Origin of the sequence: Staphylococcus agnetis (assembly GCF_011466855.1) — a bacterium.
Taxonomy (GTDB): Bacteria; Bacillota; Bacilli; order Staphylococcales; family Staphylococcaceae; genus Staphylococcus; species Staphylococcus agnetis.
In genome coordinates this window covers 1,026,419-1,050,274 of record NZ_CP045927.1, presented here as the reverse complement: position 1 = coordinate 1,050,274, position 23,856 = coordinate 1,026,419, and the positions used below count along the sequence as shown (strand labels likewise).

The 23,856-nt window shown below is 34.7% G+C and carries 23 protein-coding genes and 1 riboswitch; of the genes, 10 read left to right on the top strand and 13 right to left on the bottom strand.

Features of this window, described 5'->3' with window-relative positions:
• Nucleotides 1-3 precede the first annotated feature (3 nt).
• The 6 genes from sucB (at nt 4) to brnQ3 (ending at nt 6,821) form a co-directional block, all read left to right on the top strand.
• A complete protein-coding gene (gene sucB, locus GJE18_RS05200) occupies nt 4-1,245 on the top strand; it encodes a dihydrolipoyllysine-residue succinyltransferase (protein WP_107368656.1) in 1,242 nt (413 codons plus the stop codon).
• Nucleotides 1,246-1,554: 309 nt separating this feature from the next.
• Nucleotides 1,555-2,370: a VOC family protein gene (locus GJE18_RS05195; RefSeq protein ID WP_060551038.1), complete on the top strand. Its 816-nt coding sequence runs from the start codon at nt 1,555-1,557 to the stop codon at nt 2,368-2,370.
• Between the two features lie 11 nt (nt 2,371-2,381).
• The gene (locus GJE18_RS05190) at nt 2,382-2,585 is read left to right on the top strand and encodes a DUF6501 family protein (protein ID WP_037564389.1); all 204 of its coding nucleotides are present in this window, start codon (nt 2,382-2,384) and stop codon (nt 2,583-2,585) included.
• 74 nt (nt 2,586-2,659) lie between these two features.
• Nucleotides 2,660-3,454 (top strand): ATP-binding protein, encoded by a 795-nt coding sequence (locus tag GJE18_RS05185; protein WP_107368657.1) that lies wholly within the window; start codon nt 2,660-2,662, stop codon nt 3,452-3,454.
• 11 nt (nt 3,455-3,465) lie between these two features.
• A complete protein-coding gene (locus tag GJE18_RS05180) occupies nt 3,466-5,355 on the top strand; it encodes a vWA domain-containing protein (RefSeq protein WP_107368658.1) in 1,890 nt (629 codons plus the stop codon).
• A 119-nt stretch (nt 5,356-5,474) separates the two neighbouring features.
• Nucleotides 5,475-6,821, top strand: coding sequence for a branched-chain amino acid-like transporter carrier protein BrnQ3 (brnQ3, locus tag GJE18_RS05175; RefSeq protein WP_107368659.1), 1,347 nt, complete (start codon nt 5,475-5,477; stop codon nt 6,819-6,821).
• Nucleotides 6,822-6,878: 57 nt separating this feature from the next.
• Here the strand turns inward: brnQ3 and GJE18_RS05170 are convergent, their stop codons facing one another.
• Genes GJE18_RS05170 through GJE18_RS05160 form a run of 3 tightly spaced genes read right to left on the bottom strand, consistent with a single transcriptional unit; the run spans nt 6,879 to nt 8,996 of the window.
• On the bottom strand, nt 6,879-8,072 hold the full coding sequence (locus GJE18_RS05170; protein ID WP_107368660.1) for a toxic anion resistance protein: 1,194 nt from the start codon (nt 8,070-8,072) through the stop codon (nt 6,879-6,881).
• Complete coding sequence (locus GJE18_RS05165) at nt 8,069-8,704, bottom strand: 5-bromo-4-chloroindolyl phosphate hydrolysis family protein (RefSeq protein ID WP_107368661.1); 636 nt, start codon at nt 8,702-8,704, stop codon at nt 8,069-8,071. Before GJE18_RS05165 ends, GJE18_RS05170 begins: the two co-directional genes overlap by 4 nt.
• Before the next feature lie 22 nt (nt 8,705-8,726).
• Complete coding sequence (locus tag GJE18_RS05160; protein WP_103346013.1) at nt 8,727-8,996, bottom strand: acylphosphatase; 270 nt, start codon at nt 8,994-8,996, stop codon at nt 8,727-8,729.
• Between the two features lie 390 nt (nt 8,997-9,386).
• Here GJE18_RS05160 and GJE18_RS05155 point away from each other — a divergent pair, with 390 nt between their 5' ends.
• The gene (locus GJE18_RS05155) at nt 9,387-9,695 is read left to right on the top strand and encodes a DUF1033 family protein (RefSeq protein ID WP_037564408.1); all 309 of its coding nucleotides are present in this window, start codon (nt 9,387-9,389) and stop codon (nt 9,693-9,695) included.
• A 178-nt stretch (nt 9,696-9,873) separates the two neighbouring features.
• Entirely contained in the window at nt 9,874-10,074 is a 201-nt protein-coding gene (cspA, locus tag GJE18_RS05150) for a cold shock protein CspA (protein ID WP_001831260.1), read from the top strand.
• A gap of 224 nt (nt 10,075-10,298) precedes the next feature.
• On the opposite strand, the gene lysA is transcribed toward cspA, so the two are convergent.
• From lysA to GJE18_RS05110, 8 genes are all read right to left on the bottom strand, one after another.
• The gene (gene lysA, locus GJE18_RS05145; RefSeq protein WP_107368662.1) at nt 10,299-11,564 is read right to left on the bottom strand and encodes a diaminopimelate decarboxylase; all 1,266 of its coding nucleotides are present in this window, start codon (nt 11,562-11,564) and stop codon (nt 10,299-10,301) included.
• A complete protein-coding gene (gene alr, locus GJE18_RS05140; protein WP_107368663.1) occupies nt 11,561-12,634 on the bottom strand; it encodes an alanine racemase in 1,074 nt (357 codons plus the stop codon). Before alr ends, lysA begins: the two co-directional genes overlap by 4 nt.
• 2 nt (nt 12,635-12,636) lie before the next feature.
• Nucleotides 12,637-13,785, bottom strand: coding sequence for a M20 metallopeptidase family protein (locus GJE18_RS05135; protein ID WP_060551028.1), 1,149 nt, complete (start codon nt 13,783-13,785; stop codon nt 12,637-12,639).
• Nucleotides 13,786-13,923: 138 nt separating this feature from the next.
• Nucleotides 13,924-14,643 (bottom strand): 2,3,4,5-tetrahydropyridine-2,6-dicarboxylate N-acetyltransferase, encoded by a 720-nt coding sequence (dapD, locus tag GJE18_RS05130; RefSeq protein ID WP_060551025.1) that lies wholly within the window; start codon nt 14,641-14,643, stop codon nt 13,924-13,926.
• A 16-nt stretch (nt 14,644-14,659) separates the two neighbouring features.
• A complete protein-coding gene (gene dapB, locus GJE18_RS05125; RefSeq protein WP_107368664.1) occupies nt 14,660-15,382 on the bottom strand; it encodes a 4-hydroxy-tetrahydrodipicolinate reductase in 723 nt (240 codons plus the stop codon).
• Nucleotides 15,379-16,257, bottom strand: coding sequence for a 4-hydroxy-tetrahydrodipicolinate synthase (dapA, locus tag GJE18_RS05120; protein WP_060551021.1), 879 nt, complete (start codon nt 16,255-16,257; stop codon nt 15,379-15,381). The genes dapB and dapA overlap by 4 nt, the downstream gene beginning before the upstream one ends.
• A 23-nt stretch (nt 16,258-16,280) precedes the next feature.
• Nucleotides 16,281-17,264, bottom strand: coding sequence for an aspartate-semialdehyde dehydrogenase (locus GJE18_RS05115; RefSeq protein ID WP_107368665.1), 984 nt, complete (start codon nt 17,262-17,264; stop codon nt 16,281-16,283).
• 114 nt (nt 17,265-17,378) lie between these two features.
• A riboswitch (Lysine riboswitch) is annotated at nt 17,379-17,556 on the bottom strand.
• 150 nt (nt 17,557-17,706) lie between these two features.
• The gene (locus GJE18_RS05110; protein WP_060551017.1) at nt 17,707-19,314 is read right to left on the bottom strand and encodes an ABC-F family ATP-binding cassette domain-containing protein; all 1,608 of its coding nucleotides are present in this window, start codon (nt 19,312-19,314) and stop codon (nt 17,707-17,709) included.
• Between the two features lie 156 nt (nt 19,315-19,470).
• Between GJE18_RS05110 and GJE18_RS05105 the strand changes: the two genes are divergently transcribed.
• Nucleotides 19,471-20,379 carry a CvfB family protein gene (locus GJE18_RS05105; RefSeq protein ID WP_060551016.1) on the top strand — a complete coding sequence of 303 codons (909 nt, stop codon included), beginning with the start codon at nt 19,471-19,473 and terminating at the stop codon, nt 20,377-20,379.
• A 95-nt stretch (nt 20,380-20,474) separates the two neighbouring features.
• Here the strand turns inward: GJE18_RS05105 and GJE18_RS05100 are convergent, their stop codons facing one another.
• Together GJE18_RS05100 and pepF are read right to left on the bottom strand one after the other, a co-directional pair.
• Entirely contained in the window at nt 20,475-21,419 is a 945-nt protein-coding gene (locus GJE18_RS05100) for a hexose kinase (protein ID WP_060551014.1), read from the bottom strand.
• Nucleotides 21,420-21,560: 141 nt separating this feature from the next.
• Nucleotides 21,561-23,363 (bottom strand): oligoendopeptidase F, encoded by a 1,803-nt coding sequence (gene pepF, locus GJE18_RS05095; protein ID WP_085622347.1) that lies wholly within the window; start codon nt 23,361-23,363, stop codon nt 21,561-21,563.
• 130 nt (nt 23,364-23,493) lie between these two features.
• Between pepF and GJE18_RS05090 the strand changes: the two genes are divergently transcribed.
• Nucleotides 23,494-23,817, top strand: coding sequence for a hypothetical protein (locus tag GJE18_RS05090; protein WP_037564429.1), 324 nt, complete (start codon nt 23,494-23,496; stop codon nt 23,815-23,817).
• Nucleotides 23,818-23,856 lie beyond the last annotated feature (39 nt).

Sequence of the window (23,856 nt, the reverse complement as noted above, 5' to 3'; positions counted from 1 at the left end):
AAAATGGCAGAGGTAAAAGTTCCAGAATTAGCAGAATCTATCACAGAAGGTACCATTGCAGAATGGTTAAAACAAGTTGGTGACACAGTTGAAAAAGGTGAAGCCATCCTTGAATTAGAAACAGACAAAGTCAATGTGGAAGTCGTCTCTGAAGAAGCTGGGACACTTCAAGAATTACTTGCCAATGAAGGTGATACTGTAGAAGTAGGACAAGCTATTGCAGTCGTTGGTGAAGGTGGTGGCAATGCATCAAGTGCAACACCAACTGAAGAAAAATCGAATAAAACTAACGAAGATACTTCAAATCAGAAATCATCTCAAGCAACAGATTCTGAAAAACAAGCGTCCACATCCAATGAGAGAATTAATGCCACACCATCAGCGCGTCGTGCAGCACGTGAAAAAGGTATTAGCTTAAATGAGGTGCAAAGCATCGTACGAAAAGAAGATGTAGAACGAGGTTCAACATCTCAAGCTTCTACAACGCAAGAAAAAGCATCCCAAACAGAAGCAAAACCACAAAAACCTTCTACGCCGTCAAAACCAGTCATTCGAGAAAAAATGACACGTAGAAAACAAACAGCTGCTAAAAAGTTACTTGAAGTGAGTAACCAAACAGCAATGTTAACGACTTTCAATGAAGTAGATATGACAAATGTAATGAATCTACGTAAACGTAAAAAAGAAAAATTTATGGAAGATCATAACGGTACAAAACTTGGCTTCATGTCGTTCTTTACTAAAGCTGCAGTCGCTGCTTTGAAAAAATATCCAGAAGTGAATGCAGAAATTGATGGAGATTACATGGTAACAAAACAATTCTACGATATTGGTGTTGCGGTATCAACACCTGGTGGTTTGTTAGTACCAAACGTCCGTGATTGTGATAAAAAGAACTTTGCTGAAATTGAAGAAGAAATCGCGAACTTAGCTGCCAAAGCGCGTGATAATAAACTTTCTCTCGACGATATGATGAACGGTTCATTTACTATTACTAATGGTGGTATTTTCGGTTCAATGATGTCTACACCAATTATTAATGGGAACCAAGCTGCGATTTTAGGTATGCATTCTATTATTACACGTCCTATTGCTGTTGATGGAGACAAAATTGAAAACCGTCCTATGATGTATTTAGCATTAAGTTATGATCACCGCATTATTGATGGTAAAGAAGCAGTAGGATTCTTAAAAACAATTAAAGATTTAATTGAAAATCCTGAAGATTTATTATTAGAATCGTAAGAAGCGTAAATAATACTAACCCACCTAGCATTGTTGTTAGGTGGGTTTCTTTAAAATCATTGATACTAAACAATGAGTACAACTCTTTTTTCTAACACCTTCATACATATCTCAGCACACTACTACATCAATGAGTTTTCTGTCATACCACTAAAAATGCGAGGCTTAGTGAACTATATAAATCGGACTTTTATGCCTCAACCACATTTAATTTTATAAAGTAAGTTTCAAACTGTAATCTCTACAAAATTATCGCTTTATGGTACACTTAAGCATATATTAAGTGTTGATTATAGTGGAGGTTGTATCATGAGTGGTATTCGAAGCGTTACATTAGCTACAGATAATTTAAATCAAACGATTGAATTATTTCATCACACACTTGGACTGAATTATAAAAAACATCATGGTGCGATTCAATTCGGTGACGGAAATATATCGCCAGGTACACGTATTCAATTTGTTGAAATACCTCAAGGCTTATCTGAACCATACCGTCATTTTGATTCAATTGGTTTAAGAACACCTTCAAATGAAGGATTGGAGCATTATGCTGATATTTTAAATGGTGCGGACATTTCAATTTCTGAACCAAGCTTATTGAATGGCCACGCATATTTTGAATTTACAGATGATACTCAACAAACATTTTCAATTTTTTCAAATGAGCATAATTCAGGGGTAGGTCTTGGCATGCCGTATGAAGATAGTAGCGTTAATCCATTGCATCAAATACAAGGACTAGGTCCCATCGTGATTAAAACCAATGAATTAATGGTTACATTTTCTATGCTCACACAAGTCTTTGGTTTTACGCCATTGGGTGAGTATACTAAAGATCATGATGATAACAAGGTGGTTGTTTTACATTTAGATGAGGGTGGTTTAGGAACAGAAGTTCATTTATACACACCATCTTCACCTATAAAATTTCCTGAGGTAGGTATTGTTGAACAAATAGAGTTTACTGCACGCGACGAACAACATTTAAATACTGCAATTAAACAACTTGAATTAAATGAACTTCCTTATCAACAACTTAAAAATGAACAAGATAAGACACGTGCAATTCGTATCAATGATGTGAGTGGCATGTCGTTTATATTAACTCTAGATGAATCATAAAAGGTGATATTATGTTACATGAAACGTGGAAAGAAAAAACGCCAATCAAACAAGTAAAGGTCGTCCATGTGGATGCCAAAAAATTCAAAGTTAGTCATATGTTAACGATAGGCAAAGTTTACGATGTCGTTAATGAAACTGAAGAATACTATCAAATTATTGATAATTCAGGCCTTGTAGGCGGCTACTATAAAACATATTTTGAAGAAGTTTAAAATTAAAAAATGATGAAAAAAACGGGGGTACACTTGTATTCACGTCTTTTTTCTTGTTAAGAAGGGTGAATAAAGTGACACAAACTAAGGGATATATAAACGCTGATGAAAATGTATTTGGAGATGCGGTCAAGCTATTTCAATTAAATAAAAATATATTACTTAAAGGGCCTACAGGTTCAGGAAAAACAAAACTTGCGGAAACTTTGAGTCAAACACTCAATATACCTATGCATCAAGTGAACTGTTCAGTAGACCTTGATACTGAAAGCTTATTAGGATTTAAAACTATAAAAACGAATGACAATGGCCAACAAGAAATTATTTTTATAGATGGTCCTGTCATTCAAGCGATGAAAAAAGGACATATTTTGTACATTGATGAAATCAACATGGCAAAACCGGAAACATTACCAATATTAAATGGCGTTCTTGATTATAGACGTCAACTCACTAATCCATTTACGGGTGAAGTGATTAAAGCCACTAAAGGATTTAAAGTTATTGCTGCAATCAATGAAGGATACGTTGGAACGTTACCTATGAATGAAGCATTAAAAAACCGTTTTGTGGTGATTAATGTAGATTATATAGATGGTGACACACTTCACGATGTTATTAAGGCACAAAGTCTACTACAAGATTCGGCACGTATAAAGCAAATTATTAAATTTAACGAAGACTTGCGTACTATGACAAAACAAGGGCAACTTTCAGAAGAAGCAGCAAGTATTCGAGCACTTATAGACTTAAGTGATTTAGCTACAGCAATGCCTGTCGAACGTGCGATACAACGTACAATTATTGATAAATTAGAAGATGAAAGAGAACGACAAGCTGTACAAAATGCTGTAGAACTAAACTTTTAGAAGGTGACACAATGAGCGATCGTTTTATACTCTTTAACGATGAACAATTAGACGCCATGAAAGTGATGATGCTTCAAGATTTATCACGTTTATTGTTAAAAAACCCTGAAACACAAGTGAAAATTCATAAATTCCCATATTATGATGCAATTGATAACACTGTTATATGTAGTTCATTTTGGGCGCATCGACCTGAACATATTGAGAAGACAGGCTTAAAAACAGATGTATTACTCGCAACTTACAGTTATTTTAATATGGCGCCTCACATCGTGAATGCAGTACTTCAAAATGACGAAGCTTTTCAACATCCAAAATTTTATAGACAGTTATTTAAACTGATTGAAGAAATGCGTATGCTTCACCTCATCGAAAATGAACGTCCCAGTGCATCAAAAATGATTCAAGTGCGTCGACAAATTCGCCAACAATATTGCCAAACTCAAATTAAAGTTTATCGTACAAAAACGTTATATTCGGATTTATTGTTTTTAAATTTAGAATATGCACTTTTAACAGAAAACTTTTATGATATTCCTTATATTCATGATGATTTAACGAGTATTTTACAGCACATGTATCACTATTTACCTGACTTTTTCAACCTACAAACAAGTGAAGATAGTTTATTGTTAACGCAACGCATTATGTTTCAAATTGATGATTGGTTGACAGAGGATATGTTAAATGAATATTATCATATTCCTCGAAGAGTATATGAATCTATTGGTCATTTATCATTAGATGATATTAGACGTATGGATGCATCACAAACGGATGGCCAAACGCAAGAATCTGACTGTGTTGATACTGAATCAATTGAAATGAAATCATCTGATAGTGAAACAGCAGGTGGTGCGTATCTCGAAATGGAACTTCATGAAGGACAAAATAGCGAAGTTTTGAATGAAAGTGATACAGCTAGAGAAGGCGACAGCACAGATGATATGACAAATATGGAAGCTAAAAAAGGGCATGGCTCAAAAGATAGCATTGATGATGAAGAAGGCGGGGAGTTACACGGACGTCATCCGCTTTTAGCTTTATCTGGTATCAATCAATATGTAGATATTAAATGGAATAGACCGGAAATACAACCTGAACATATGATAGCCTACGCTAAAGTGCAACAGTCTGTACAATATGAAACACGTGATTTAATACAAATTATTAAAAAAACGATTGACCGCGAATATCAAGATCAACGTAATGATTTAACTAAAGGCCGCTTACAAAAAAATTTAATCAACTGGTTTGTTGATGATCAGTATAAAGTGTTTTTTAAAAAAGCAGATATGAGCCAATCATTTGATGCTACATTTACATTACTAATAGATGCCTCAGCAAGTATGCATGACAAAATGGATGAAACCATTAAAGGTGTCGTCTTATTTCATGAAACACTTAAAACGTTAAATGTTCGTCATGAAATTCTAGCATTTAATGAAGATGCCTTTGATGCTGATGAAACATATCAACCTAATATCATCGATGAAATCATTCAATATCATCAATCCATCTATCATAGCGAAGCACCTAGGATCATGAGTTTGACGCCACAAGATGATAATCGAGACGGCGTTGCCATACGTATTGCAAGTCAGCGTTTGCTCACACGTGCTGAAAATCAAAAGTTTTTAATTGTTTTTTCAGATGGTGAACCATCCGCTTTTAATTATAGTCAGGATGGTATTTTAGATACGTATGAAGCAGTCGAACAGAGCCGCAAACTTGGTATTGAAATTTTCAATGTATTTTTAAGTCAAAATCCAATAACCGAATCAACTGAACAAACCATTCACAATATTTATGGTGCATATGCCATCTTTGTGGAAGGGGTAGAAAACTTGCCGAGTTTATTATCACCTTTACTGAAAAAACTATTGTTGAAATCATTTTAACGCATTAAAGCTCAAAATGGGGAAAATATTTTCAAATTTTCTGAAATTTTATAGACGCTTTCATCTATATGTGATAGAATGAGACATAAATTTTAAAAGTTGATTGAAGGAGTAGCAATATGAACAAAAATACACTTGTTATTGGGTTTATGTTATTTGCGATATTTTTCGGCGCAGGTAACTTGATTTTCCCACCATCTTTAGGCCTTTCTAGTGGCCAATATTTTTGGCCATCTATTTTAGCCTTTGTTTTAACAGGTATTGGTCTTCCATTATTGGGGATAGTGGTAGGCGCACTTGATAAACAAGGTTATGTTGGGGCTATTAATAAAATCCATCCAGGATTTTCAATTATATTTTTAGTTGCGATTTATTTAACAATTGGACCGTTATTTGCGATACCACGTACAGCATCGACGTCTTTCGAAATGACAATCACGCCAATTATCGGAACAAGTAATCCAATCGCGTTATTAATGTTTACAATCATCTATTTTGCGATTGTATTATATTTATGTTTGAATCCTGGAAAAATCGTAGATCGTATTGGTGCCATTTTAACACCTTTACTACTTATTACGATTGTTGCAATGATTGTTAAAGGTTTCATCGATTTTGGTGGTAAACCGAATAACCAGGCAGACCCTGAAGTGTATACCTCTAATTTAGCCGGTTTTTCTAAAGGTTTTACTGATGGTTATTTAACAATGGACGCCATCGCAGCCATTGCCTTTTCCATGATTGTTATCAACGCAATTAAAGCGACAGGGGTTAAACATGCGAATCAAATTTTTAAACAAACAGCTTTAGCAGGTTTAATTGCAGCATTTGCACTGGCTGTTATTTATATTTCATTAGGATTTATCGGAAATCATATCGTATTATCTGAAACTACAATGCAACAGCTTGTGGCTCAAGATCGTAATATTGGTGCCCATTTACTAGTCACAATGGCAAATACAGGCTATGGTGCATTTGGTAAATACCTTCTTGGAATCATTGTCGCTTTAGCTTGTTTAACAACTGCGTGTGGTTTAGTCGTAGCAGTTAGTGAATATTTCCATGGATTATTTCCTAAAGTATCATACAAAATTTTTGTTATCTTTTTTACTTTTATCAGTTTATTCTTATCAAATTTAGGATTAAATGCTGTGATCAAACTATCTGTACCAGTTTTATCCATCATTTATCCAATCGCAATTACAACTGTTTTACTCATTTTAATCGCACGTTTTATACCAACACGTCGCATTACGCAACAGATTACCGTTGCTGTGATCACTTTAGAATCTATCCTTAGCGTAATACATGCAAATGGGTGGGCAAACTTTAGCTTTATAAGTAAATTGCCTTTACATCAATTCGCTTTAGAGTGGTTCCCAATTATGGTTGTGACACTCATTATTGCATACGTCATTGGTGCATTCGTCAAAAAGTCTAATATTATCGTATACGAAAAAGAATAAATCAACATACAACGCCCACAATCACGCATATGCATGATTGTGGGCGTTTTCTTATAACTATTGATATAAATTTGTTTGATTACGGTGCTTTTCAGCGTCACCTAATCGTTGACGTAAATTAGCCTCTAATTGTTGTAAATCTTTTTCAGCTTGCATACGTTTTTGTCTACCTTCAGCTTGAATTTGAAGCGTTTCTTCAATCGTTTGTATAATGTTATCTTGTGTTGTTTTTAACGTTTCAATATCAACAATACCACGTTCATTTTCTTCAGCTGTAATACGTGCATTTTGTTTTAACATTTCAGAATTTCTAAGGAGTATTTCATTCGTTGTATCCGTCACTTGTTTTTGAGCAACTGCTGCTTTATTTTGACGTTGTAACGTAAGGGCAATGGCCATTTGATTTTTCCATAATGGGATACTTGTTAAAATAGAACTTTGTATTTTTTCAGCCAATGCTTGATTAATATTTTGAATCATTCGAATTTGTGGTGCAGATTGTAACGTAATTTGACGCGACAATTGTAAATCATAAATACGCTTTTCTAAGCGATCTACAAACTGTTCCATATCTGCAACATCTTGTACAGCCATTTGGTTATCACTTTGTTGTACCTTCGTACGCATTTCAGGTAACACATGGGTAACAATTTCATGCTTTTTCTCTTCAGCTGCTGCAATATATAAATTTAAAACATCATAATAATCTTTATTTTGAGTATAAAGTTGATCTAATAGTTTGATATCTTTAACAAGTAATGATTTATTTTTATCAAGTTCTACCGAAATACGATCAACTTGAGCACTCACCGATTGCATGCGAGAAAAAAGCTGTTGCATTGAATTTTTTGAACGCTTAAACCATTTCTTTAACATACCATCATTTTTTTGTGATAATTCTTCAGGATTTACTTCTTTTAATTTTTTCATTAAGCTTTCTAAAGTATCACCAATTGGACCAACGTCTTTGGACTGAATTTCACTTAACATTTGATGTGAAAATTGAGATAAATGAGATTGCGCATTTGAGCCAAAGTGTAACAAACTGTCATGGTCTAAAGGCTTAATTTGTTGTGATAGACTTTTAATTTTTTCTTGATCTTTCTTAGAAAATTGCGGTTGTTTTTCATTCGTCTCTTCTAAATGCATTGGGTCTGATGGGGTCTTTTTTTGATCATTATTATCAAATGAACTAAAATAGTGATCTAATGGATGACCTTGATCAATTTTTGACATATCATTATCTCTCATTTTTCATGCTCCATTTCTTTTCGTTTTTGATACATTTTATTAAGTCTCATTTCAGTATCTAATTGATTATAGTCCTGTGCATTAACTTCTTTTAAATCAGCGACTAAAGTGCGTCTGACTTCTTCAAGTGTTATTCGAGTTTGTTGCAGCATTTGACGTTCTTCAGCTGACTTAGCAGGCATTTTTGCAAGTCGTGTATAGCTTTCTATTAAATTTAATGCATTATCAATATGTGTATAATAAAAACTTTCAATGTTATAGAATAGATCCGGTCTTTGACGAACGGTCGTATTTACCGTTCTAGAAATACGGTAAATATCATTCACTAGTTTAAAATCATTTATGGACCGCACATTGATAAACGTTTTAAAAATACGTTTGATTTTATTTTGAGCCGTATGAATTTGATGCGTAATATAACGATAGTCTTTACGCGATAGATTTAATTCCTTCAAGTAACTTCTTGATGTTAATCTTTGAGTAGGAATGTACCCTAATATAAATCCAGCAGAACCAATTAAAATATCATATATTAACATAAAATCTAGTGTGAAAATACTTGTTATAAATGCACCAATTGCTACTGGAATTCCTACAAGTCCTCCAAAAAGCCTTGAAATTTGATATCTCATAGTCATCTTCCTTCATATATCATCATTCTGTTTTAAAATCAGTTAACGTCGTATCTATATCTTTTGATTCAATTGTATAATCGCTCACATCAGAAGCAGGTGAGGCACCTTTAATTACGGCTTCAGTAAATGTCTTTAAGTTTTCTTCAGATCCTTGTGCGTCTACTTCAACAAAATCTTGCACATTTTTAACATAACCTACAATGTCATATTTCAATGCAAGCCTTTGTGTAAAATAACGAAAGCCCACACCTTGAACACGTCCATAAACGCGTATGAAATTATGTTTCATAACTACCACCTCTTATGTTAATTATACGGATTTTAGATTATAAAGACTAATAATTTGCCAACGAAATGCTATATAATTGCGTCACATGAAATGATGAGCTTTTAACATTATAAGAATGTTAAACTAGGGGAGTACTTTACATGCAATGAAGCATTTTTTGTGCAATAACATCGTCACTTCGTTTAATCTGTATATAGGTTCTATCATCATTAACATTGAATGCGTATCAATCATCAGCTTATGATTATTATGACACGTTCTTTAATGTTAAATTGTTTGAACGCTTACATATATACTATGAGTTGCATTACTCTATTATTACTTGCAATTCAATGCAAAAACACTTATTTTGATAGATATTACGATTTGTAAGAATAGGGGGCTAAGTCAATGTGGGAAGTTGTAAAAATACGCACCGATTATGAAGGGTGGTGGCTTTTTGACGATTGGAGAGACTATTCTATCGAAACTTACTACTTTGAAACTTATGCATCGTTTATCAATACATACACACATTTAATTAAAGAAGCACAAGCATCTTATGATAATTGTATCGTAGGTAAACACCACATGTATGCTTTTTATAATAATTGCGATATGAATTATTGTGAACATTGCGATGAAGATCTTCAAATATTTGATAGCTTTATCATATTAAACAATGAAAAAATTTATTATAATCTACCTTTAATTGACTAATTTAAAAATTTTCATTTCGATATTGCAAATACAGTAGTGTTCACGTATAATAGTTTTTAAGCAATGGCATTATTCCATATTGCAAAGAATATTTTAATGCTTTATATTGTCGAAATAGTATTTTTTGTAATATGCGAATAACGCATATTGAATTTTAGTCTTGGAGGTTTCACAGATTATGAAACAAGGTACAGTAAAATGGTTTAACGCTGAAAAAGGTTTTGGTTTTATCGAAGTTGAAGGTGAAAACGACGTATTCGTACACTTCTCAGCTATTAACCAAGAAGGTTACAAATCATTAGAAGAAGGTCAATCAGTTGAATTTGAAGTAGTTGAAGGCGACCGCGGTCCACAAGCTGCAAACGTTGTTAAACTATAATAAATAGATGCAATATTGACTAATACAAAACAGTGAGGATTGCTTCACTGTTTTTTTATTTTGTATAAGTGCTTCTCCATAACCATCTCAAAACTTCACTTAACACTCTCTTGAGAAGTTAGGTTACACTTATACATAGATGAAACATTTTGTAAATATAAAAGGGGGGCTATCATTTGTAGTCCCCCAAAATAACAGTCTCATTATTTAATCAAACATATCATTTATTTAACATCATTGATGATGAGTTGACGTAATGACTGCCTTTTTATAACTTCTCTCGCTTTACCATCTGATACGAAAAATACTGCTGGCTTTTGTATTTGGTTATAATTCGATGCCATACTGTAATGATATGCTCCTGTAGATAATACAGCTAGATAATCTCCGCGTTGAACACTGCTAGGTAATTTAGCCTCATGAATTAATATATCGCCAGATTCACACAATTTACCCGCAATCGTTACTGTATCCTCACCTGGTTCATTGCGATTCACAAGTTTAACATCATATTTCGCATCATAAAGTGCAGTGCGAATATGGTCACTCATACCACCATCTACTGATACATATTTATTAACATTGGGTATCTCTTTAATTGAACCGACTTCATATAATGTCACACCCGCTTCTGCGACAATAGAGCGACCTGGTTCAATACTCAATGTAGGGAGTGGATAGTCCAAATCATGACAAGTGAATTTTATATTCTCCACAATTTCCGGAATACCTTCTTCAATGTTAAATGAAGAATCTCCATCCACATACTTTACAGCGAAACCGCCACCGATATTAAGCATTTCAATATTGATATTTGATGTTTTAAGCCACTTCAAAACGATTTTAGCTGTTTCTTTCATTCCTGTTGTTTCCTCAATTTGTGAACCTATATGAAAATGAATCCCCTTTAAGTGAAGATGTTCACTATTACGAACCATCTCTACACCTTTCTGAGCTAAACCATGTTTGATAGATAAACCAAATTTACTTTTCTCTTGACCCGTTTGTATAAATTCGTGAGTATGCGCTTCAACACCAGGATTGACTCGTATTAAAACATCAATGGACTCAGTTGCGTATTGGTCAATGAGTGCGATTTCATCAAGAGCATCTACTACAAAATAACCAATCCCACACTTTAAAGCATATTGAATTTCGTCCTTTGTTTTATTGTTACCATGAAAATGTATGCGTTTAGGATCGAACCCAGCTTCTATCGCTGTATATAATTCACCAATAGACACAACATCTAAATCAAAGTTCTCTTCATCTGCTAACTTGACCATTTGGATACACGTAAATGCCTTCGACGCATATGACAACACATAATTAACATCCATTTTTTGAAACGCTTGATGATAACGTCTCATTTGTTGCCGTATGTACATTTCATCATAGACAATGGTAGGGGTTCCGAAACTTTGTGCGAGTGTTTTTAAATTCGTATTTCCTAAAGTTAATACACCATTTTGATTGTAAGAGACTGTCATGATTGATACTCCTTTATTAATGAATTTAAATTTAAAGCACTTAACTGTTCAGAATTTGCTCCGACACCTTTAAATGTATAATCATCGATGCGTAATATGTCATTATAGATGATAACCTCATCTCCAGCTTTAACATTTGCGTCGACTTCTACAAACATATGACTCATCATTAATGCTCGAATAGGATAGCGTTTGTCGTTGATTAACACATCATGTTGTGCCCGTGTTCTCAAAATCCCATCTCCATAGCCAATGTCAACGACCGCCAATTTTGTATGATCATTCTGGGCTGTATAAGCAAAACTATAGCCACAATGTTCTCCTTCATGAACGGTTCTCACCTGAATAACATTTGCTTTTAATGTCAGTGCTTGTTTAATGGTATGGCGTGGTACACTAGCAAACGGACGCGAACCATATAACGCGATTCCAACACGAACATGTGAATGCCTCGAAAAGATTCCATTTTCTCTAAAATAACTTGCACTGTTTTGCGCATGAATTAATTCAAATTGATAGCCATCTTGATGAAGTTCATCTACAAGCGCGCGCCATTTGTGTTTTTCAATATGATAGTCTTCTACATCAAACTCGTCCGCATAACCAAAGTGTGTCCATAATCCAGTGACTATCATCTTATCACTCTGATTTTGAGCATGATCTTCTAAAACGTCACGAATGTCATCAATGTTTTGAAAGCCTGAACGATGTAACAGATTTTCGTATTCTATATGCACATGGATGTCAACCAAATCATGCTTATGCGTAACATAAAAAGATTTAGAGGGCAATGTAACATGAATATCATTCTCGCGTAGTACATCAAATTCTCGGCTCGGGTTCATTAAAAATATTGTGGCACGAGGTGCAAGCTGCCTGATTTGAATTGCTTCTGATAAAGAAGTCGTACTAAATGTGTCAATACCTTCTTCCATAAACGTTTTAATTGCAAATGCCAATCCATAGTTATATGCATTGTTTTTTACTACAGCCATAATGGGATAATGCTGTTTCACACGTCGAATATTTTCTCGAAAAAGTTGTGTGTTCAATTGCCATAATGCCGTCATGCTTACACCTCATTATAATTAAATAACAGACGTTCATAATAATCTGCAATGCGAATTAAAATATGCTCGTCAAAGTTTAAGTGAGGGGTATGTAACCCACTAACAAATTGTTTCAACTCATTTTTAGTACCAACAAATACAAAATAACTTGGTGCTACTTGACCATAAAAACTGAAGTCTTCCCCAAATAAGTAGGGTGTTTCATTTTCGATAACAGTATTTCCATTATATTCGATACTGTCGACGACATATTTTTTTAAACTAGGGTCATTCATTGTTGGTGGATATCCTTCAGCAAACGTCACGTCACACTTCACTTGAAATAGGTGATGCGCACTTTCAGCAATTTTTTGCATTTGATTTTTAATTATTGCTAGATCTTCCATACTGTACGTACGAATGGTACCTTCTAAATAACCTTGAGAAGGCACAGTATTTATTGCTTCTCCTGCTTTAAAATGACCAATGTGGACAATATTACGTTGAAGTCCATTAAGGTGATATTGTTGAATTTGAGCCAGTTGCGTTATCACATGATGTAATGCTTCTCCTGCTGATCGACCTTGTTCTTTATTAGCGACATGACTCGATTGTCCTTCCAAGTAAAAGCGATATTCTGTTGCACTTGCTGTAATTTCATCATTTCGAATCGCAACCGCACCCTCATCAACAAAAGGCATGATATGCACACCATAAATAGCATTAATTTGATATTGTGCTAGGGCATTCGATTTAATCAAAAGATTGGCACCACCACCTGATTCCTCAGCGGGTTGAAAGATGAATACTACATTATGTGGTAACTTTTTTGCATCATAAAGTGCTTTACAACGTTTTACAAACAACATGAGCGCCGTTGTATGACCGTCATGTCCACACGCATGCATTTTATTGTCAAATTGGCTTCGATAATCCACATTATTTTGTTCATGAATAGGGAGCGCATCTATATCTGCACGAAATGCCAATGTATGATGACTATTCCCTTCAAGGTAACCAATAATACCCGTTTCGAGAGGACGTTGATAGGGGATATCAAGTTGCTTTAAAAAAGTTTCTATATAATTTGTAGTTTCATACTCCTCTAAACTTAATTCTGGATGTTGATGTAAATATCGACGATGCGTCGTTACAAATTGAAGTTCATCCATTTCATTCACCTCAGCTTATGTATAAAAAGGGGAGTGGCATTTTAACACCCTTCACCCTTTCAACTTTATATCATGTTCTTTTATAACGTACTATATCAATGTCACACTTTAATAAAACCTGACAACATAGCTTAGTCGTTAATCATTTAATTTTCGTAATGCAGAGACAATTTCACGTTTCGTATCTTCGACTTCATGCGTTTGTTTTATCACTTTGGCAGGCGTTCCAGCTACAACAGCGCCTGCTGGTACATCTTGCGTCACAATGGCGCCTGCTGCTACAATAGCACCTTCGCCGACACGTACACCTTCTAAAATTACCGCATTGGCGCCGATAAGGACGTTATCTTCAATGACGACAGGAGCAGCACTTGGTGGTTCAATGACACCCGCTAAAACTGCACCTGCACCTACATGAACATTTTTGCCAGTAGTTGCGCGACCACCCAATGTCGCATTCATATCAATCATTGTGCCTTCACCGACAACTGCTCCTATATTGATTGTAGCGCCCATCATTACCACAGCGCCGTCGCCAATAACCGCATGTTCTCTTATAAATGCACCTGGTTCTATACGCGCATTTGTATTGGTTAAATCTTTTAATGGAATTGCTGAATTTCTACGATCCATTTCAATTTCTAGATCTTCAATCAACATATGATTTTCTTCATAAAATGTTTTCCAATCATCCGCTTCACAAAATATAATTTTTGAATTTTCTCCACCAAAAACATTAAAAGTATCTGGAAAATGAACTTCGCTAAATTCACCATTAATATATACTTTTATGGGTGTAGATTTTTTTGCATCGCTAATGTAGTTAATAATTTCTTCAGCTGTAAAATTTTGTACCATAGTTCACGTCCTCCTCTTATAAATCATCAAATGTATAATACCCATTTTGTTTATGAATTAATTTTGACGCTGCATTTAACGCACCATTTGCAAAAATGTCTTTAGATTGCGCTCGGTGTGTTAATGTAATGGTTTCATCAACACCCGCAAAAAGAACGTCATGTTCACCAACAATCGTGCCACCGCGTATTGCATGAACACCAATTTCATCGACCTCACGTGGCTTTGATTTTTCATGCCTATCATATACCGGATAACTTTGTTCTCGTAAATCTTTAATCACATCATATAGCTTCTCTAGTGTTCCACTAGGCGCGTCGACTTTTTTGTTATGATGTGCTTCGGTGAGCTCAATGTCATAATCATTGAGCAGTGGTACAGCCACTTCCAATAGTTTTGTGAGCACATGCACACCATAACTCATATTAGCGCTAAAAAAGATTGGCATGTGTTGGCTTAAATCTTTTAATTTTGATGTTATTTTTTCCTTTTCACCTGTCGTGGCAACCACTAATGGAAGGTGAAATGAATCTTCTAATAATGGAAGTAATAAGTCGGGATGTGAAAAATCGATAGCGACATCTGCAGATTCAATGTCACTTAGTTTTGTAAATAAAGGGTAGGGGATTGGGCGTTTTTGATCATTTACAATCACACCTACAATGTGATGACCTTGTTCTTCTGCTAATCGTGCAACACGTTGGTTCATTGCACCATAGCCTATTAATACGATATTCAAGCTTCGACACCTTCCTTAAATTGTTGATAAACAGCTTTTAATTGCGCTTGTTCTTCTTCATTTAAAGGGACCAGAGGGAGACGCACTTCATATTGACCAAAACCTTCAAGCGCTGCTAAATATTTAATAGGGACCGGGTTAACATCAATAGACATTGCTTCTAGCAACTGTGAAATCGGTTCAAATAATTGTGCACGTGATTCAGAGTGACTATAAATTTCTTGAAACGCTCTCGGAATCACATTTGCAACTACTGATATCACACCATGCCCACCTTGATTATAATAATCAACGATATTATCATCATTACCACTATACAGTGCAAATTGGTCTGTATCGATGTGTTGTTGAATTGCTTTAAAATAATCAAAATCATTTGTGGCATCTTTTAATGCGACAATATATGGGTTTTTACTTAAATGCACGAGTGTGTCAACTTCAATTGTAGAATTGGTACGTGATGGAACGTTGTAAAGTACAACAGGTAATTCAACCGCATTGGCTATCGCTTCAAAATGAGCGATAAGGCCACGTTGACTCGTTTTAAGGTAATAAGGCGTAATTAACATAATCGCATCTGCGCCGAGCGCTTTCGCTCGTAAAGAGGCTTGAATTGAATACGCTGTATTATTCGTTCCTGTTCCTACGATGATTGGCACACGTGAGGCATTTTCTTCAATGACCGTTTTCAAAATTTTATCTTTTTCATCTTGTGTTAATGTTGGATTTTCTGCTGTTGTTCCGTTCACCACTAAAGACTGAATGCCTTGGTCTATTAAATAATTTACTTGCTTACGAATGGCTGGATAGTCAACTTGATTATTTGAAAAAGGGGTGATAAGTGCAACACCCGTACCTTCAAAAATATGTGTCATAATATCTGACTCCCTTCATAAATTTACGCTCTGAGTGCTAAGACTTGTTCAAGTACCTGTACAGCATTTAATGCGGCACCCTTAAGCAAGTTGTCAGACGTACACCAAATATGAAATGTATTTTCTAAGGAGTCATCTTGACGAATACGTCCTACAAACACCTCATCTTTACCCGTTGAATGAATGGCTAAAGGATACGCATTGCTTTTTGGATCGTCCACTAAAACTACACGGTTATCTTTTTCAAACAATGCACGTATGGATTCAACTGAGGCCGGTTTCTCAAGCGATACATTAATGTGCACACTATGGCTGTCTTGAACTGGAACACGTACACATGTTGCAGTGACTTTTAAATCTGGTAAATTCAGAATCTTACGTGTCTCATCTATCATTTTTTGTTCTTCTTTTGTGTAGTCATTGTCTAAAAAGACATCAATATGCGGTAAAACATTGTTATAAATTGGGTGAGGATAAGCTTTAGGCTGCGCTCCGTGAGCACCATCTTCTAAATCTTTTTTCCCTTGCATTCCAGATCCTGATACAGCTTGATATGTCGTATAAGCGACACGTTTAAGCCCAAATGTATCTTGAAGTGGCTTTAAAGGTACGACAGATTGAATTGTCGAACAGTTTGGATTAGCGATAATACCACGTTGAAACGTAGGCGCATTAACTTCAGGTACTACTAAATCAACGTCATCTGTCATACGCCATTGACTTGAGTTATCAATGACGATTGCACCATGTTGTTCAAAAAGTAGGGCGAACTGTTCACTTGTTCCACCGCCAGCACTCATTAACACATAATCAAATTGACCGTCTGTTGCGGGCTCAGTCAATTCTTGAACAGTGTAGGTTTGGCCTTTAAACGTTACCTCTTGACCTGCAGAACGCTTAGACGAAAATAATACCAATTCATCAAAATGAATACCCTTACGTTCAATTGTTTCTAAAATTTTAGTTCCTACTAATCCTGTTGCACCTACAACTGCTAATTTTGTCATGTTTGTTCACTCCAATTATGTTTATTTAGACATTACTTTATGTCATTAAATTAAAGAAAGGGGCATCAATAAATAAAAAAACAAGTTCGGTGTGCGAACTTGTTAAAATTAATATACAAGTGATGCACTCCATTATCCGTAAATAATGACAGACTCTTAGCTCTTAACCACAGAATCCAACAAACAGTTTCTGCAAATCCTGTTTATTTCGGCATCTCACCCTTTGGATATATCTTGCTTGCAGGCAATGATTAATATATCTACTCATGATTGATGCGCCTCATCAGTAATGATTGAATTGTTATGTTTATCATTATACATAGCACTACTTGTCATGTAAACAGAAAAGGGTGATTTTTTAAAATTTACTGAAAATTTACGTTAAAAAAAGCGTGGACGGAAACATCGTAAAGATGCGCGTCCACGCTTTTCATTGCACACATTATTTCTTTTTTAATAGTCCTTTTTCTTCTAAATAACGTTCATATGATATTTCTTTAGATAAACTACCCGTTTCATCAAGATCAATTACACGATTGGCAATTGTATTAATAAATTCAAAGTCATGTGATGTGAAGATCAGAGAACCTTTAAATGATTTTAAGCCTTCATTGACTGATGTAATACTTTCTAAATCAAGGTGGTTGGTTGGTTCATCAAGCAAGAGTACATTCGCACTTGAAAGCATCATTTTACTCAACATACAACGCACTTTTTCTCCACCCGATAAAACGCTTGCCTTTTTCTTAACTTCTTCACCACTAAATAACATACGTCCTAAGAAACCACGTAAAAATGTTTCTGTTTGTTCATCTTCAGGCGCATATTGGCGTAACCATTCCACTAAGTCCATATTGACGTTATCGAAGTACTCCGAATTGTCTTTAGGGAAATAACTTTGAGATGTTGTTACACCCCATTTAACCGTACCTTCATCTGGTTCCATTTCACCGGCTAATATTTTTAAAAGTGTTGTTTTAGCAATTTCACTTTGTCCGATTAATACCGCTTTATCATTAGGGTTCATTGTGAATGAAATGTTATCTAATACTTTTTCACCTTCTACAGTTTTAGAAATGTTCTGTACAAATAACAAATCATTACCAATCTCACGCTCTGGTGTGAATTTTACAAATGGATATCGACGTGATGAAGGTTGGATATCATCTAATTCAATTTTTTCTAATTGTTTTTTACGACTTGTTGCTTGCTTAGATTTAGAAGCATTAGCAGAGAAGCGTGCAATAAAGTCTTGAAGTTCTTTAATTTTTTCTTCTTTTTTCTTATTTTGTTCTTGAGCCATTTTTTGTGCTAATTGACTAGATTGATACCAGAAATCATAGTTACCTACGTAGATTTTAATTTTCCCAAAATCTAAATCAGCAATGTGCGTACAAACGTTATTTAAGAAATGACGGTCGTGAGATACTACAATAACTGTATTATCAAAATTAATTAAAAAGTCTTCTAACCAGCTAATCGCTTGAATATCAAGTCCGTTTGTAGGCTCATCGAGTAAGAGTACGTCAGGTTCACCAAATAAACTTTGTGCAAGCAATACTTTAACTTTTTGATTGTTTTCTAGTTCAGCCATTTTTTTATCATGTAAATCTGAGGCAATACCTAAACCAGAGAGTAGGGTAGCTGCATCTGATTCAGCATTCCACCCATTCATTTCTGCAAATTCACCTTCAAGTTCTGCAGCACGAATACCATCTTCATCACTAAAATCAGGTTTCATGTAAATCGCATCTTTTTCCTGCATCACTTCAAATAAACGTTCATGACCTTTAATGACGACATCTAATACACGTTCATCTTCATATGCAAAATGATCTTGTTTTAACACGGCTAAACGCTCATCTTTACCTAATGACACATGACCTGTTTGTGAATCAATTTCTCCTGATAAAATTTTTAAAAACGTAGATTTCCCAGCACCATTTGCACCAATTAAACCGTAACAGTTCCCAGGTGTGAATTTTATATTTACATCTTCGAATAATTTACGATCACCAAAACGTAAACTAACATCGGTAACTTGTAACATGCATTTTCTCCTTTTATACAATAATACTAACGGGTGCATTATACCATATATTCAATAGTGTTTCGACATGATTTATCGTTTATAAAAATGAACACTTAATGCTTCTGTGCAATACTCATGATATAATGGTAATAATAAAATTACGAGGAGATAATTATGTCTTTTAAAGAAAATGAAATCGTTGGGACTATAGACTTTTTAGAAGTAAAAGCGCTAGAAGGATCAACATATATATTAGAAGGTCCGAACAAAGAAAAAGTAAAGTTAAATCCATCAGAAATCAATGATGAAGATGACTTAGAAATAGGGGAATCCTATAGTTTCTTTATTTTCCCAAATAGATCAGGAGATCTTTTCGCTACACAAAATATGCCCGATATTACAGTGGGACGTTATGATTTTGTAAAGGTGATTAGTACGGATCGAGACGGTGCGCGTGTAGACGTTGGTTTACCACGTGAAGTTCTTATTCCATGGGAAGATTTACCAAAAATTAAATCTTTGTGGCCACAAAAAGGGGATGAAGTACTTTGTACATTACGTATCGATCGTGAGCGTCAAATGTTTGCGCGTTTAGCCTCAGAAACGACAGTACAACAAATGTTTACCCCAATCCATGATGATCAGTATCAAAACCAAACCATTACTGCACGACCATATCGATTGTTAAGAGTCGGTACTTTTTTACTTTCAGAAAAAGGACACAAAATTTTTGTTCATGAATCTGAAAGAAAAGAAGAACCAAGGTTAGGTCAAGCAATGGATGTACGTATTATTGGATTTAATGACAAAGGGGAGTTAAACGGATCATTTTTACCATTAGCGCATGAACGCCTAGACGACGATGGTGAAAAAATCGTTCAACTTTTAGTAGAGTATGAAGGTGAATTGCCTTTTTGGGATAAATCCAGTCCTGAAGCCATTAAAGAAGTTTTTCAAATGAGTAAAGGTGCATTTAAACGTGCAATCGGACACTTATATAAAAAACGATTAATCAATATCGAGACAGGTAAAATCGTGCTTACAAAAAAAGGGCGGGCGCACGTTCAAGACAGTCAATCTTAAGGTCTGTAACATAAAAATTTGAGATATACTAAAACCTTCAAAGCAATTTGAACTTTGAAGGTTTTTCTTTATAAATAAATATTAAATTAAAGACTTTATAATGGCTGTATAGTTATTTGCGACAATAGTGTTTCAAAATCATGCATATCAATTTTTCCAGTCTCATGTTGCATCGCATTTGCCATTCCCGCAGCCATAGCACGCTTCGTCGCATTTTGAATATCTTCAGATTGCGCCAATCCAGAACAAAATCCTGCAATAGAACTATCTCCAGAACCCACAGCATTTACAGCATTAATAGATGGTATATTAACTTGATAAAATTGAGAATGATGCTTCAATAATGCACCATCTTTCCCAAGTGTAACCAGGACGTTTGGCAATTGATTAAATATAGGTTGATTTAAAGCATTTTGCAATGATTGTATGGACAAATGACCCGGATTGCCCGTAAGTTCAGCAATTTCTTCTTCATTAGGTTTAATCAAATCGGGTTTAAAAACAGTCTCTTGCTTCAAAATTGTTGCTAACGTTGCACCATTCACATCTAAAATAACAAATTTATTTTGACGTTTCGCAATATCAATTAAATCTTGATACATCGTCACAGATAATCCTGGAGGAATACTGCCAGAAATAGCAATGATGTCATAATCTTTTATCAAAGTATCATAAAATGTGACAAATTGTTCCTGAACCGTCTCATTTAAAGCAATACCACTTTCTAAAACTTCGGTTTGAGCATCTTGTGTTATCATAGCAATACAAAAACGCGATTCTACACCACTATCCAAAAATTGATGGGGGATGTGTAAACGATCCAATTGTTGTTTGATAAATAAGCCTGACGTGCCACCCACAATACCACTTGCTGTTATATCTAATCCTAATTGATGTCCTACGCGCGTAACGTTAAGCCCTTTACCACCAGCAGTTTTTGAAACTTGTGTCACTCTATTAGTTGTGTCGATACGTAGTTCATCCATATGATAACTAATGTCTATTGACGCATTTAATGTGACGGTTAACACTTTTTTCATTGAAATCATCCTTGCTATATGTGAAATATATGTTTAATTTTGTTTATTTATGTTGTTTATATGTTAAATATATAACTTAAGGATGTTTAAGTCAAACAAATTAGCGCTTATCCATGTAGTGAATAAGCGCCTAGATTATTTCTAAAGTTCATGTGTTAAGTTTTCTATTTCATCTACTAAAGAACCAATAAATTGTATTGTATCTTTTAAAGGTTTGTCCGTCGACATATCCAAGCCTGCAATTTGTGTTAACTCAAGAGGGGACATACTTCCGCCCGCCTTTAATACTTCAAGCCAATCTTTTACAGCGGCTTGACCTTCCTCTTTAATACGTTGCGCCATTAATGTTCCAATCGTTAAGCCAGCAGAATATGTATAAGGATATAAACCCATATAATAGTGCGGCTGACGCATCCATGTTAATTCTGCACCTGATGATATGTTTACTTCATCACCCCAAAACGCTTCGATAACATTACGTTTCAACGTATTAAGTTTATCAGCCGTTAAATGCTCACCATTATCAACACAACGATAAACTTCTCGTTGAAATGCGGCTTCAAGAAGGTGCGTAACCATATTATGATAATACGTTCTAGATATTAAAGAACTCAGTACCCATCGTTTAAAGCGAGGGTCATCACTATTTTGCTCTAATAAATATTGTGCCATCAACATTTCATTCATAGTAGAAGGTGCTTCTACAAAATACAATGAAGACTCTGAGTGCAAAATGTTTTGATGCGCTTGAGCTAAATTGAAATGACCTGCATGACCCAGTTCATGGGCAAGAACAAAAACCTCATTCATTTTTCCAGTCCATGATATGAAAATATAGCTATGAGAAGCGTATGGACTTGCGCAATAAGCACCAGTTTCTTTCCCTTTATTTTGAGGAAAATCAATCCAGCGTTCTTTATACGCTTTTTTAGTCATTTTTAAATAATCTTCACCTAAAACACTTAGCGCATTGTAAATATACTGCTCGGAATCTTGAATTGAAATTTTGGGTTCATAATCAGGATCAATGGAAATTTTTAAATCTTCATATTTCATCGTATCTAATTGATGCACTTCTTTTAATAATCGCGCATATTTACGCATAATAGGGGCTAAATCGGACATAATGATATCAATTTGACGATGATACATATCTGCTGATACATCTTGATCCTCTAATAAGAAATCGATTACCGACGTATATCCTCTTAAATTTGCCTCTAATTTCTCGTTTTGTACATGCGCTTGATACACCGCTGCAGTCGTATGTTGATATTTACGTAGTGTATCACTAAAATGTTTAAAGCTTTGACGTCTTAAATCTGTATCAGGATCATCTTCATAAATACCTTCAAACGTTGTGTAATCCATATTATAAAGTTTACCATTAACTTCAAATTGACCAAAATCAATATCTAACATTTTTGTTACTTCATATAAGTCATAAGGTACATTTAATGCCGCAATCATTTCAGCTAAAACTTTCTCTGCTTCCGGATGCAACTGATGTGGTTGTCGTTTTAACAAACGTTTTAAGTAATAATCATACTTTGATGTTTGCATTGCATTCTGAAGCACATTCGTATCTAATTGCAGCAGTTCAGATTCCACAAAAGTCAGTTGACTCGCTATTTTACCGTAGTTTTGATTAAATAGCGCATTTAGCCGTTGTTTTTCAGGATCTGTTGACTCAACACTTAATTGTAAATGGGAATAATTGGCAACGCGATCAATTTCAATCGTTAATTCACTTAATGCATCCAATACACTCTCAATCGAAGATACATCGCGAATAGCCGTAGCATATTGTTTGTGAAAGGCTTCCGACCTTGAAACTAAAGCGATAATCGCATCTTCATATGCTGCATCATTTTCAAATAGATCTCTCAAATCCCACGTTTCTGATACAGGTACTTCATTACGTTGTTTTAGTTTTTGCGTCACAAAAGTTCCTCCCTTTATAAATAGTTAAATCTATTATACATTATTTTTTAAAGAAGAAATCGATTTCATTATACATACATATCTTTTAAAGTCATGTATAATGAAGACAACATGATAAAGGGGGTTCACGATGACAATACTAGATATGCCTAATTATTTATGGATCTCAATAGTTATAATGATTGTACTCACAATCTTTTGTACGTTAATGTTAAACAAATGGTTTTTTACTGCTATTTTAAGCTTTGTTATTTTAGGTGTGTTAGCTTTCATATTACCAAATTTCTATCATATTACGTATGAACCTTTATTAGGCTTTGCAGCATTCGTATCTGTACTTAGTCTTATATTAAGTTTAATATTATGGTATTTCACACGTAATTGGCGTAAGAAACGTCAAGAGAAAAAATATCAAAAAGAATTATCCCGCATAGAACGAAAATATAGATCATAAAACCCGTTAGCATATTGTTAACGGGTTTAAATGTATATA

What these genes read in the sequence shown, in the direction of transcription:
- brnQ3 (WP_107368659.1), top strand. Translation starts at nt 5,475, where the DNA reads ATGAACAAAAATACACTTGTTATTGGGTTTATGTTATTTGCGATATTT.
- GJE18_RS05190 (WP_037564389.1), top strand. Translation starts at nt 2,382, where the DNA reads ATGTTACATGAAACGTGGAAAGAAAAAACGCCAATCAAACAAGTAAAG.
- GJE18_RS05195 (WP_060551038.1), top strand. Translation starts at nt 1,555, where the DNA reads ATGAGTGGTATTCGAAGCGTTACATTAGCTACAGATAATTTAAATCAA.
- GJE18_RS05180 (WP_107368658.1), top strand. Translation starts at nt 3,466, where the DNA reads ATGAGCGATCGTTTTATACTCTTTAACGATGAACAATTAGACGCCATG.
- GJE18_RS05115 (WP_107368665.1), bottom strand. Translation starts at nt 17,264, where the DNA reads ATGACAAAATTAGCAGTTGTAGGTGCAACAGGATTAGTAGGAACTAAA.
- GJE18_RS05155 (WP_037564408.1), top strand. Translation starts at nt 9,387, where the DNA reads ATGTGGGAAGTTGTAAAAATACGCACCGATTATGAAGGGTGGTGGCTT.
- dapD (WP_060551025.1), bottom strand. Translation starts at nt 14,643, where the DNA reads ATGGTACAAAATTTTACAGCTGAAGAAATTATTAACTACATTAGCGAT.
- GJE18_RS05135 (WP_060551028.1), bottom strand. Translation starts at nt 13,785, where the DNA reads ATGGATGAACTTCAATTTGTAACGACGCATCGTCGATATTTACATCAA.
- GJE18_RS05100 (WP_060551014.1), bottom strand. Translation starts at nt 21,419, where the DNA reads ATGAAAAAAGTGTTAACCGTCACATTAAATGCGTCAATAGACATTAGT.
- GJE18_RS05110 (WP_060551017.1), bottom strand. Translation starts at nt 19,314, where the DNA reads ATGTTACAAGTTACCGATGTTAGTTTACGTTTTGGTGATCGTAAATTA.
- GJE18_RS05170 (WP_107368660.1), bottom strand. Translation starts at nt 8,072, where the DNA reads ATGAGAGATAATGATATGTCAAAAATTGATCAAGGTCATCCATTAGAT.
- sucB (WP_107368656.1), top strand. Translation starts at nt 4, where the DNA reads ATGGCAGAGGTAAAAGTTCCAGAATTAGCAGAATCTATCACAGAAGGT.
- GJE18_RS05090 (WP_037564429.1), top strand. Translation starts at nt 23,494, where the DNA reads ATGACAATACTAGATATGCCTAATTATTTATGGATCTCAATAGTTATA.
- alr (WP_107368663.1), bottom strand. Translation starts at nt 12,634, where the DNA reads ATGACGGCATTATGGCAATTGAACACACAACTTTTTCGAGAAAATATT.
- GJE18_RS05105 (WP_060551016.1), top strand. Translation starts at nt 19,471, where the DNA reads ATGTCTTTTAAAGAAAATGAAATCGTTGGGACTATAGACTTTTTAGAA.
- lysA (WP_107368662.1), bottom strand. Translation starts at nt 11,564, where the DNA reads ATGACAGTCTCTTACAATCAAAATGGTGTATTAACTTTAGGAAATACG.
- dapA (WP_060551021.1), bottom strand. Translation starts at nt 16,257, where the DNA reads ATGACACATATTTTTGAAGGTACGGGTGTTGCACTTATCACCCCTTTT.
- cspA (WP_001831260.1), top strand. Translation starts at nt 9,874, where the DNA reads ATGAAACAAGGTACAGTAAAATGGTTTAACGCTGAAAAAGGTTTTGGT.
- GJE18_RS05165 (WP_107368661.1), bottom strand. Translation starts at nt 8,704, where the DNA reads ATGAGATATCAAATTTCAAGGCTTTTTGGAGGACTTGTAGGAATTCCA.
- GJE18_RS05160 (WP_103346013.1), bottom strand. Translation starts at nt 8,996, where the DNA reads ATGAAACATAATTTCATACGCGTTTATGGACGTGTTCAAGGTGTGGGC.